This is a genomic window from Arthrobacter sp. TE26545, from assembly GCF_056279005.1.
In genome coordinates, this window is the sequence record NZ_JBWBQM010000001.1 from 1,137,904 (window position 1) to 1,149,744 (window position 11,841).

Annotated in this window: 8 protein-coding genes; 2 read left to right on the forward strand and 6 right to left on the reverse strand. The window is 67.8% G+C overall.

The features are described 5' to 3' along the window. Positions 1–16 precede the first annotated feature (16 nt). Positions 17–1,432 carry an NAD(P)H-quinone dehydrogenase gene (locus tag ACZ9CK_RS05035; RefSeq protein WP_476049415.1) on the forward strand — a complete coding sequence of 472 codons (1,416 nt, stop codon included), beginning with the start codon at positions 17–19 and terminating at the stop codon, positions 1,430–1,432. Between the two features lie 26 nt (positions 1,433–1,458). On the opposite strand, the gene ACZ9CK_RS05040 is transcribed toward ACZ9CK_RS05035, so the two are convergent. The 4 genes from ACZ9CK_RS05040 to ACZ9CK_RS05055 are packed head-to-tail and all read right to left on the reverse strand — an operon-like array spanning position 1,459 to position 7,470. Then, positions 1,459–2,208: an MBL fold metallo-hydrolase gene (locus ACZ9CK_RS05040; protein WP_426302650.1), complete on the reverse strand. Its 750-nt coding sequence runs from the start codon at positions 2,206–2,208 to the stop codon at positions 1,459–1,461. A gap of 51 nt (positions 2,209–2,259) precedes the next feature. Beyond that, positions 2,260–3,813 (reverse strand): FAD-dependent oxidoreductase, encoded by a 1,554-nt coding sequence (locus ACZ9CK_RS05045; RefSeq protein ID WP_426302651.1) that lies wholly within the window; start codon positions 3,811–3,813, stop codon positions 2,260–2,262. After that, the gene (locus tag ACZ9CK_RS05050; protein ID WP_476049416.1) at positions 3,810–6,062 is read right to left on the reverse strand and encodes a molybdopterin oxidoreductase family protein; all 2,253 of its coding nucleotides are present in this window, start codon (positions 6,060–6,062) and stop codon (positions 3,810–3,812) included. The genes ACZ9CK_RS05045 and ACZ9CK_RS05050 overlap by 4 nt, the downstream gene beginning before the upstream one ends. A 1-nt stretch (position 6,063) precedes the next feature. Beyond that, entirely contained in the window at positions 6,064–7,470 is a 1,407-nt protein-coding gene (locus ACZ9CK_RS05055; protein WP_476049417.1) for an MFS transporter, read from the reverse strand. Between the two features lie 289 nt (positions 7,471–7,759). On the opposite strand from ACZ9CK_RS05055, the gene ACZ9CK_RS05060 reads away from it, so the two are divergent. After that, positions 7,760–9,160, forward strand: coding sequence for an MFS transporter (locus tag ACZ9CK_RS05060; RefSeq protein ID WP_476049418.1), 1,401 nt, complete (start codon positions 7,760–7,762; stop codon positions 9,158–9,160). 72 nt (positions 9,161–9,232) lie between these two features. Here the strand turns inward: ACZ9CK_RS05060 and ACZ9CK_RS05065 are convergent, their stop codons facing one another. Next, on the reverse strand, positions 9,233–9,838 hold the full coding sequence (locus ACZ9CK_RS05065; protein ID WP_476049419.1) for a class I SAM-dependent methyltransferase: 606 nt from the start codon (positions 9,836–9,838) through the stop codon (positions 9,233–9,235). Between the two features lie 117 nt (positions 9,839–9,955). Continuing rightward, positions 9,956–11,761 carry an acetyl/propionyl/methylcrotonyl-CoA carboxylase subunit alpha gene (locus ACZ9CK_RS05070; RefSeq protein ID WP_426302656.1) on the reverse strand — a complete coding sequence of 602 codons (1,806 nt, stop codon included), beginning with the start codon at positions 11,759–11,761 and terminating at the stop codon, positions 9,956–9,958. Positions 11,762–11,841: the final 80 nt, after the last annotated feature.

Consider the following 11,841-nt stretch of genomic DNA (forward strand, 5'->3'; position numbering starts at 1 on the left):
GTAACAATTGTTCTTTGTGACCATGCATCCTGACTTCAGTTCACCCCGTATCGCAATTCTTGGTGGAGGTCCTGGTGGCTACGAAGCCGCCATGGTCGCAGCGTCCCTCGGGGCGCAGGTCACCATCATCGAGCGCGCCGGCCTCGGCGGCTCCGCCGTCCTCACCGACGTCGTACCTTCCAAGACCCTGATCGCGACGGCGGACCTCATGACCCGCGTCGGCGAGGCGGGGGAGCTGGGCGTCAAGTTCGCCGTCGACGGCGGCGATGTCGCCCCGCACATGCGAGCGGACCTCGGCCACATCAACGACCGCCTCCTGGGCCTGGCCCGCGAACAGTCAGAAGACATCCACGAGGCCCTGGACCACCTGGGGGTCGAAATTATCATCGGCTCCGGCAAGCTGGTGGACAACCACACCATCGAGGTCCTCACCATCGACGGCACGAAGACCGTCACCGCCGACGCCATCCTGCTGGCCGTGGGCGCGCACCCGCGCGAACTGCCCACCGCCAAGCCCGACGGCGAACGCATCCTGAACTGGGCCCAGCTGTACAACCTCGAGGAACTGCCCGAGGAACTGATCGTGGTGGGCTCCGGCGTCACGGGCGCCGAATTCGCCTCCGCCTACAACGGCCTCGGCTCCAAGGTCACCCTGATCTCCAGCCGCGACCAGGTGCTGCCCGGCGAGGACACGGACGCCGCAGCGGTGCTGGAGGACGTTTTCAAGCGCCGCGGGGTGCGCGTTCTCTCGCGCTCCCGGGCGAACGCCGTCGTGCGCACCGAAACCGGCGTGGAGGTCACCCTCGGCGACGGCACCACGGTGACCGGCAGCCACTGCCTGGTCTGCGTCGGCTCCATCCCGAACACGGCCGGGATCGGCCTGGAGGAAGCCGGCGTGGCGCTCTCCGAATCCGGGCACATCAAGGTGGACGGCGTCTCCCGCACCACGGCCCCGAACATCTACGCCGCCGGCGACTGCACGGGCGTTTTCGCCCTGGCTTCCGTGGCCGCGATGCAGGGCCGCATCGCCATCGCACACTTCCTGGGCGACAGCGTCACCCCCATCAAGCTGCACCAGGTGGCGTCCAACATCTTCACCTCCCCGGAAATCGCCTCCGTGGGCGTCTCCGAGGCGGACCTGGAGTCCGGCAAGTACCAGGGCGACGTCGTCATGCTCTCCCTGCTCAGCAACGCCCGCGCCAAGATGCGCAACACCAAGGACGGCTTCGTCAAGATCATCGCCCGCAAGGGTTCCGGCACGGTGATCGGCGGCGTCGTCGTCGGCCCCAACGCCTCCGAGCTGATCTTCCCGATTTCCGTTGCGGTCACCCAGAAGCTGCACGTCGACGACCTCGCCAGCACCTTTACGGTCTACCCGTCGCTGACCGGCTCCATCTCCGAAGCCGCGCGCCGCCTGCACGTGCACATGTAGTCAGCGGTGCGGCTGGCTGCGCAGCCTCATTGGCTGCGCAGTTCCGCCAGGGCCTCCGCCAGCGGCATGTGCAGAGCGGGGCCGTGGCCCGGCAGGATCACCGAGGCGCGAACACTGTCGAGACGAGTTGTCGCGGCCAAAGCAGCAGCAGTGTCTGAGTGGTACATCCGGTGCAGCATCTGGGGCCCGGCGGTTCGGCTGATCGGATGGCCGGTGACAAACGAGTCACCTACGGCGATGGCCCCTGACGCGGGGAGCAGGATCGCAGCGTTGCCTGGCGTGTGGCCCGGGAGGAGGACCGCCTCGGGAGCGCCAGGCAGGTTCCGGAGCCTGTGGGCGTCCCAGGCCTCGGCCCGGGTGGCGGGCTGCGCCTGGAGGGCCTTCGCCTTGATGACGTGGAGCATCCAGCGGAACACCCTGGGACGCCACGCGCGTACCAGCACCTGGCCGAACGTGACCTGATGTTTTTCCCGGCCCTGGACATGCGCCAGTTCCTCCGGGGAACACAGGACGGGAGTACCGAAGGCCTCGGAGAAGTAGGCAGCCGAGCCTGTGTGGTCGACATGTCCGTGCGTAATGAGCACTGCCTTTGCCTCTGGCGGTTCCAAGCCCAGTTCGCGGATGGAGCCAAGCACCAGCTCGCGGTCGGCAGGATAGCCGCTGTCGATCAGCATGAAACCGCTGTGGTCACGGACCACGATCCAGTTCGAAGCCGGTCCTTCGACGAAGTAGACACCTGGCGCAGTCTCTTGGACGCGCGGGGAAAGCTTGGACACCTGCCCATCGTAGCCCGCTGACTCCGCCGGACGGCTGCAAGGAAAGGGGCCCTACGCCGCTACGGCCCCTTGGAAATGTTTTTCGATGACCGCCTTGATGTCGTCGTGGCAGCCGCCGCAGCCGGTGCCTGCCCGGGTTGCCTTGGATACCTCCGGGACCGAGGTGCAACCGGACGCCACGGACTCCTCGATCGCGGCGCCGCTGACGCCCGCGCAACGGCAGACCGTGCGTGCGGGATCGTTGTTGGCGCCAGCGGGCTGGTCCGTCCCGTCCAGGCGCAGCAGCAGCGAACGGTCCGCCGGAAGCTCGGAGCCACGTTCGAACAGGACCACCAGTTCGGCGGCGGTGCGGGGCATTCCCACGGACACCAGGCCCTGCAGCACCCCGCCGCGGGTGGTCATCTTGACGTAGCGGCCGTGGCCGGGATCCGCCCACTGCGCTACTTCGCGGTGCGGCAGCCCGTCCGGCGAGGGGCACAGCAGCTCGTCCCACGGCTCGGCAGAGTTGTCGCCCGCGACGGCCAGGTTGATGCCACGCGCCTTCAGGACCACGACGCCGGTCTGTTCCTTCGCCAGCGACGGCAGGCCGTCCGCGGCCTGTTGGCCGTCCTCGGCGAGGGTTTCCAGGTAGGCGGCGAGCCATTCGGCCTGCCGCCAGCCCGGACCGACCAGGCCCGACGGCGCCGTGGCACCTTTGCAGTCGGGGCAGGACTTGTCCGCGCAGCGCACTTCGGCGCAGTCACCGATGGCGAACATGTGCGGTTCGTGGTGGGTGCGCAGCCGGTGGTCGACGAGGATGCCGGCGGCAACGGGAAGGCCGCAACCCTCGGCCAGTTCGATCCGGGGGCGCACGCCGCAGGAAAGCAGGAGGAGGTCGCCCTCAACGCGGGAGCCGTCGTCGAGCAGCAATGCGGAAAAGGTGCCGTCCGGGCCGTTGTGCTCGACGGCGGTGGAAACCGCATTGCTGACCACGGAGACGCCCGCCGAGCGCAGTGCGGCGTTCAGCACTGCGCCGCCGCCGCGGTCGATGTTCCGTCCCATGGGGTGCGGTCCGCTGTGCACCACGGTGGTACGGGCGCCTTCCTCGGCCGCGGCCAGGGCGGTTTCCAGGCCGAGGACGCCGCCGCCAAGCACCACCACGCGCTGCCCGGAGGCCACCGCCCGGCGCAGCATTTCGGCGTCGCGCAAGTCGCGCAGGGCGGTGACCCCGGCAGGCAGCACGGGGTGCGCGGGGTCGGGGTTGATGCCGGTGAGGTTGGGGATCACCGGGCGCGCGCCGGTGGCGAAGACGAGGCGTTCGTACCCTTCGGTGCTGCCGTCGGAGAGCACCAGCCGCTGCCGGGCGCGGTCCACCCGCTTGACGGTGACGCCGAGACGGACGTCCACGCCTTCGGCAATGAGCTCGGCGGCATCGGCCATGGCGAGGGCTTCCGCGGTGCTGCGGCCGACGCCGAACTCGGCAACCATCACACGGTTGTACGCCGCTTCGGCCTCCTGGCCGAGGACCATCAGGCTTACGCTGCCGCGGCGCACCGCCGGGAGGAGACCCTCCACCAGGCGGGCTGCTACGGGCCCGAAACCGACGACGACGATGCGCTCGCTCATGATTCCTCCTTGCGGTGCAGTGACAGACTGCGGTGCGATGACAAAGCTGCTGCGGCCAGGGCGGGTTCTGCCGTTACGGCCTTCACCCACACCCGGCTGGTCTTGAATTCCGGCATGCCCGAGATGGGATCGGTGGCCGCCTCGGTGAGGCGGTTGGCGCTGCCTGCTTCGGGGAAATGGAAGGGCAGGAACACGGTGTCAGGCCGGATCGCGGTGCTCACCTCGGCCCGGACCCGGACTTCGCCGCGTTCGTTGCTGACGGTCACCAGCCCGCCGTCCACGATGCCCCGGCGGGCCGCCGTCTCCGGGTGCAGCTGAAGGCGTGCTTCCGGCTGGGAGGCCGAGAGTTCGGCCACCCGGCGGGTCTGTGCCCCGGACTGGTAGTGCTCCAGCAGGCGACCGGTGGCCAGGGCGAGGGAGTCCGGCTCGGAGGCGCTTGCGAAGTTGCGCTGGGCGCGCTTGGAGGGGGTGACGGCGACCATGGCGGCGCGGCCGTCGGCGTGCGCGAACCCGTCTGCGAAGAGCCGCGGGGTGCCCGTGCTGCCAACGGGGTAGGGCCAGTAGGCGGCCTCGCCGGCGTCCAGCATGTCGTAGTCGATGCCCGAGTAGTCCGCCAGCCCGCCGGCGGAGGCAAGGCGCAGCTCCTCGAAAACAGTGCGGGGGTCGTCGCTGAAGGTGGAGGGGGCATCGAGCAGTTCGGCGAGCCGCGACATCAGCCACAGCTCGGTCCGGACACCCGGGGGCGGGGTCAGGGCCCGGCGGCGCCGGATGACCCGGCCTTCGAGGTTGGTCATGGTGCCTTCCTCTTCGGCCCACTGGGCCACGGGAAGCACCAGGTCCGCTTCGGCGGCGGTCTCGGACATGAAGAAGTCGCAGACCACCAGGAAGTCCAGGCTGCGCAGTCCCTCGATCACGGCACCGGCGTCCGGGGCGGACACCGCCACATTGGCGCCGTGCACGAAAAGGCAGCGGACGCCGTCGGGCTGGCCCAGGGACTTCAGGAATGCGACGGCGGGCAGCCCGGCGCCGGGTATCAGGGCCTCGTCCACGCCCCAGACCTTCGCCATGTGGGCGCGGGCCGCGGGGTCGGTGATCTTCCGGTAGCCCGGAAGCTGGTCGGCCTTCTGGCCGTGCTCGCGGCCGCCCTGGCCGTTGCCCTGCCCGGTGAGGGTACCGTAGCCGCTGCGTGCGGCGCCGGGCAGGCCCAGCAGGAGGCTGAGGTTGATCGCGGCGGTGGCGGTGTCGGTGCCGTCCACGTGCTGTTCGACGCCGCGGCCGCTGAGGATGTAGCAGCCACCGCGGCCCTCGTCCTTGGCGAGGCGGGCGCTCCTGGCCAGCCGGCGCGCAGTTTCGCGGATCAGGGTCGCCGGGACGCCGGTGATGGACTGCACGCGCTCGGGCCAGAACGCGGTGAGGCTGCGCAGCACGGCCTTGTGGCCGTTGGTGCGTTCCTCGAGGAACGCGGCGTCGGCGAGCCCCTCGTGGACTACCACGTGGGAGATGCCCAGGATGAGCGCCAGGTCCGTGCCGGGGAGGGGCTGCAGGTGGATCCCGCCGCCGTTGCCGGTGAACGCCGCAGTGGCGGAGCGGCGCGGGTCCACCACGATCAGCCCGCCGGCGTCCCGTGCACCTTGCAGGTGCTGGACGAACGGCGGCATCGTTTCGGCCACGTTCGAACCCAGCAGCAGGATCACGGAGGCGGAGTCGAGGTCTTCCACGGGGAAGGGAAGGCCGCGGTCGACGCCGAAGGCCCGGTTTCCGGCCGCGGCGGCAGAGGACATGCAGAACCGGCCGTTGTAGTCGATGCGGGAAGTGCGCAGCGCCAGGCGGGCGAACTTCCCCAGTTGATAAGCCTTCTCGTTGGTGAGGCCGCCGCTGCCGAACACGCCCACGGAGTCGTGCCCGTGGCGTGCCCAGCTGTCCTTGACCGCGGCGGTGACGAGCATCAGGGCCTGGTCCCAGCTGACCGGCCGGTGAACGCCGTCGGAGCCTTTGAGCAGCGGCTCGGTGATCCGGCCCGCATGACCCAGAAGTGACGCAGAGGTCCAGCCTTTGCGGCACAGCCCGCCCCGGTTGGTGGGGAACTCGCGGCCGGCCACCTCAAGCAGGGGAGTGGCGGCTGCGCCAGCGCTGTCCGGCGTCGGAACGCCCGCGGCCGGGGACCCCGCCCCCGGCACGGCGGCCGGGGACAGGGTCATGGCGCACTGGAGAGCGCAGTACGGGCAGTGGGTGGCGGTACCGGAGGGCATGTTAGATGTGTCCGATCGAGGTGTTCTTTGCCTTGCGGAGGTAGAAGCTCCAGCAGACGGCGAGCATGACCACGTAGGCCGCGACGAAGCCGTAGAAGGCCGGGGTGTAGGAACCGGAGGCGGTGTTCGAAGCATTCAGCACCTGCGGGATCACGAAGCCGCCGTAGGCGCCGATCGCGGAGATCAGGCCGAGGGAGGAGGACGCGAGGCGCTGGGTGGCCGCCGGTGAGGCGCCGTTGCGGGCTGCGCGGCTGGAGGTGGCGAAGATGACCGGGATCATGCGGTAGGTTGCGCCGTTTCCGAAGCCGCTGGCAACGAAGAGGAACAGGAACAGCACCAGGAAGAGCCAGAAGTTCTTCAGCGGCAGCGTCCAGATCATGGTCAGGGTGATGACGGCCATGGCAGTGAAGGAGGCAACGGTCATCCGGGCACCGCCACGGCGGTCAGCCATGCGTCCACCGTAGGGACGTGCCAGGGATCCGACCAGTGGGCCGAGGAAGGCCAGGGAGAGGGCAACGGCACCGAGGTGGATGGCGGAGAAGTCCGGGAAGTAGTCCTTGATGAGCTTCGGGAAGACACCGGCAAAGCCGATGAACGAACCGAAGGTGCCGATGTACAGGAAGGCCATGATCCACAGGTGCGGTTCCTTGAGGGCGGCGATGGAACCGGCCACATCACCCTTGGCGCTGGTGAGGTTGTTCATGTACTTCCAGGCACCGAAAGCGGCCAGCAGGATGAACGGCACCCAGATCAGGCCGGCGACCGGCAGGTTCGCGGTACCAGCGGCGAGCAGCGTCACTGCGATCGGGACCACAAGCTGCGCGACGGCGGCACCCATGTTTCCGCCGGCGGCGTTCAGGCCCAGCGCCCAGCCCTTTTCGCGGGCCGGGTAGAAGAAGGTGATGTTAGCCATGGAGCTGGCGAAGTTACCGCCACCGAAGCCGGCGAGCGCGGCAACCAGCAGCATCACACCGAACGGCGTGTGCGGGTTGGAAACGCACATCGCCAGGCCGATGGAGGGGATCAGCAGGAGCAGAGCCGAGATGATGGTCCAGTTGCGGCCGCCGAACCTCGGAACCATGAAGGTGTACGGGATGCGCAGGGTCGCGCCGACCAGGCTCGGCATCGAGATGAGCCAGAAGATCTCCGAGGTGCTGAGCTTGAATCCTGCGCCGGGGAGCTGGACCACCACGATGGACCAGAGCTGCCAGACCACGAAGCCGAGGAACTCGGCGAAGATGGACCAGTACAAGTTGCGCTTGGCGATGGAACGGCCTTCGGCCTCCCACTGTCCCTTGTTCTCGGCATCCCAGTTGGCGATCCAGCGGCCGGGGCGATGTTCAAGGACGGGTACTGCAAGTTTGGTGGCCTCGTTGCCTTGGGTCTGTGCGCTTTGTTCTACTGTCACGGGATGCCTCCTTGGGGGGACTGGGTACTTCCAAGGTAGGGAGGGCTCGTTTCGGCGACCGGCGCGGTGTGTAAACGTGCTGTGACATTTGCCTATCCGAGGGTGTCGGAGCCGCGTGAGAAACCGTGAGGGCTAGTGTGGCCATGACCAGAGTGTGAGACCCTTCCGGGCGTCCGCATCATGGACTAAATGTCCATCTATTGGATACCGGGAACTATTATTGAAGTCTCAATAAAACTTGCCGGGCAGGCCGCAGGCGCCGGACCGGTGCGAACGAAAGCAACGGTGAATGTCTTCCATAGCTGAACCCAAGGAAAGCGAGTCGGCCCCGGCCAATACCAGGGGCCGGGTCATCTTCTCCAGCCTCATTGGCACCACGATCGAGTTCTTCGACTTCTACGCCTACGCCACCGCGTCGGTCCTCGTGTTCCCCAAGCTGTTCTTCCCCAACGCCACGGACATCAACGCCATCCTGAGCTCCTTCGCCATTTTCGGCGTCGCGTTCATCGCCCGCCCGGTGGGCTCGATCCTGTTCGGCCACTTCGGCGACCGCCTAGGACGCAAGGGCACCCTGGTGGCGTCCTTGCTCACCATGGGCCTGGCCACCTTCCTCATCGGGCTGCTTCCGCCGGCGACGACGGCGGGCTGGGTTGTGCTCGCCCCGCTCCTGCTCGTGGTGCTGCGCTTCTGCCAGGGCCTTGCGCTCGGCGGTGAATGGTCCGGTGCCGCGCTGCTGGCCACTGAAAATGCCCCCGAAGGCAAGAGGGCTGTCTGGGGCACCTTCCCGCAGCTGGGCGCGCCGATCGGCTTCATCCTCGCCAACGTGCTTTTCGTTGTCCTTGACCTCTACCTGGACGACAAGCAGTTCATGGACTTCGGCTGGCGCATCCCGTTCCTTGCCAGCATCGTGATGGTGGCAATCGGCCTGTACGTACGCCTCAAGCTCGTCGAGAGCACCTCGTTCCAGAAGGTCATCGAATCGGAGCAGGTAGCCAAGGTTCCGTTGGCTGCCACGTTCAAGTACCACTGGCGCGCGGTCATCGCCGGCACCTTCATCATGCTCGCCACCTATGTGCTCTTCTACCTGACCACCAGCTTCACCCTCACCTACGGCACCGCCCCGGCCAGCGCCGAAGTAGCCCGCGCCGCCGCCGTGAAGGCCGGGAAGACCTTCAACGAAGCCGCCTTCGTGCCGGGCCTGGGCATCGAACGCAGCGAGTTCCTTTGGATGCTGATCCTGGGCGTCGTGTTCTTCGGAATCTTCACCGTGGTCTCCGGACCCTTGGCCGAGAAGTACGGCCGCCGCAAGTTCCTTATCTGGGTTACCCTGGGCATCCTGGCCTTCGGCCTGACCTGGGGCCTGATGTTCGGCCCGGGCAAGGGTGCGGCGCTGGTGGGCCTCATTGTCGGATTCACCCTCATGGGCCTGACCTTCGGCCCCATGGCAGCCATCTTGCCCGAGCTGTTCCCCGCGAACGTGCGCTACACCGGTTCGGCCGTGGCCTACAACCTGTCTTCGGTGATCGGCGCGGCTCCCGCCTCCTTCGTGGCCATCGCCTTGTGGCAGGCGGGCAAGGGCAGCACAGTGTGGGTCGGCATCTACTTGGCCATCGCCGCAGTCGGCACACTGATTGCCTTGGCGATGACCAAGGAGACCAAGGACCGCGAGTTCGAAGACAACATCGCCTGACAGGTCTTCCAACGACGAACGGCCCCGCACCATCGTGGTGCGGGGCCGTTTTGCGTCGTGGAGGTTCGCGGCTCAGGCGCGGCGCGTCATCAGGTAGGCGGCCCAGCCCCGGGGCCAGCCCTTGAGGCCGGATTCGCCGGCCACCCGCTCAATGGCGAAGTCCCGTGAAAACGTGGCCTCAACATACCCCGGTTCCAGGGCGATACCGCCGAACGGCAGGAGCTTCGCGGCTGCCTTTTCCCACCTCGTCAGCTCCCATTCGAAGGTCCAAAGCAGGAACTTTGCCCCGGGCGCTGCCAGGGGAACGACGTTGCGCAGGTAGAGCCGGCGCTGTGCTTCGGACAGGTCGTCGAATGTTCCGTAGTCCACCAGCAGCCCAAAGGGGCCGCTGACGTGCCGCAGATCGGTGAGGTCGTCAACAAGGAACCGGACGTCCACGCCGGCGGCACGGGCCTTCGCCCGTGCCTTGCCGATCGCCGCCGGCGCGAAGTCCACGGCGGTCACATCGAAGCCGCGACGCGCCAGGAACACCGCGTTGTCCCCTTCGCCGCAGCCGAGGTCGATGGCCCGGCAGGGGGCCAGGGTCCCGTCGTTCACGAGGGCAACCAGGTCCTGCCGGGCTTCGCCGACCCACGGCGGCGTGCCGAAACGGTACCAGGAGTTGTACAGCGCCCTCATGGCACGATGCTAGCCCCGGAGGGTGCCCTCGCTAAGCCATCGCGAACTAGCGACTAGTTCGCTCCCAATCTTCGCTTCGCCCCAACCTTCGCTTCGCTGAGATCGGGCCCTCGCGAACTAGTCTTCGATTGTGGCGATGACCGCTCCGGCGGACACGGTCTCGCCGGCCATGGAAACCAGGCCGTGGATGGTGCCGGCGCGGTGGGCGGTGAGCGGCTGCTCCATCTTCATGGCTTCGAGCACCACGATCAGGTCGCCTTCGGCCACTACGTCGCCGTCGGCCACGGCCACCTTGACGATGGTTCCCTGCATCGGGGAGGTCAGCGCGTTTCCGCCGGTGGCCGCCGCGGACGCTCCTGCGCCGCGGGCACGCTTCTTGGACTTGCCCGCCTTCGCTGAGGCGCCGTTCACGGACACGGCCCCGAGCCCTGCCGGGAGGGCGACCTCAAGGCGCTTGCCGCCCACCTCGACGACGAAGCGCTGGCGCTCACCGGCGTCGGGGGCTTCAGCGGAGGCACCCGCACCGGACCAAGCGGGGATGTCGTTGACGAACTCGGTTTCGATCCAGCGGGTGTGGACCGAGAACGGGCCCTCCTCGGGAGCGAAGGCGGGGTCGGAGACCACTGCACTATGGAAGGGCGTAACGGTGGGCATGCCCGTAATCTCAAGCTCGGCCAGGGCACGGCGGGAGCGCTCAAGGGCCTGCTTCCGGCTGGAACCGGTGACGATCAGCTTGGCCAGCATGGAGTCGAAGTTGCCGCTGATCACCTCGCCGGCCTGGATGCCGGAGTCCACGCGGACGCCGGGGCCGGTGGGGAAGGTGAGGGTTTCCACCGTGCCGGGGGCGGGCATGAAGTTACGGCCCGCGTCCTCGCCGTTGATGCGGAACTCGAAGGAGTGGCCGCGGACTTCCGGGTCGCCGTAGCCGAGCTCTTCGCCACGGGCCAGGCGGAACTGCTCGCGGACCAGGTCGATCCCGGTGACTTCCTCGGATACACAGTGCTCCACCTGCAGGCGGGTGTTGACTTCGAGGAAGCTGATGGTGCCGTCCTGGCCCACCAGGAACTCGCAGGTGCCCGCGCCGAGGTAGCCGGCCTCCTTCAGGATGGCCTTCGAAGATTCGTACAGGCGGCGGTTCTGCTCCTCGGAGAGGAACGGTGCCGGGGCTTCTTCCACGAGCTTCTGGTTGCGGCGCTGCAGGGAACAGTCACGGGTGGAGACGACCACGACATTGCCGTGTGCGTCTGCCAGGCACTGGGTTTCGACGTGCCGCGGGGAGTCCAGGAACTTCTCCACCAGGCACTCGCCGCGTCCGAAGGCGGCCAATGCCTCGCGGACCGCTGATTCGTAGAGCTCGGGGATCTCTTCCAGCGTGCGGGCGACCTTGAGCCCGCGGCCACCGCCACCGTAGACGGCCTTGATGGCCACCGGGAGGCCGTATTCCTGGGCGAAGGCGACGATCTCGTCGGCGTCCTTGACGGGGTCCTTGAGGCCGGGGGCCAGGGGGGCGCCCGCGGCCAGGGCGATGTGCTTGGCCTTCGCCTTGTCGCCAAGGGCGTCGATCGCCTCGGGGGAGGGGCCGATCCAGGTGAGGCCCTCCTCGATCACGCGCGCTGCAAATTCGGCGTTCTCGGCCAGGAAGCCGTAGCCGGGATGGATGGCGTCGGCGCCGGACTGCTTGGCGACGTCGATCAGCTTGTCAATGACGAGGTACGACTCGGCGGCAGTGTTGCCGCCCAGGGCGTAGGCCTCGTCTGCCAGCCGGACGTGCAGGGCATCCCGGTCGGGGTCGGCGTAGACAGCAACGGAGGCGAGGCCTTCGTCCCGGGCTGCACGGATAATGCGGACCGCGATCTCACCGCGGTTGGCCACCAGTACCTTGGTGATCGAGCTGGAAACGGGCTGCGCCGGCTGTGCTGTCAACTTGACTCCTTCTGTCCTCAAAGGAGACTAGCGTGATTGTGAGGGTTCCGCCCATATTGATGGGGGAATCCGTGCGTGCG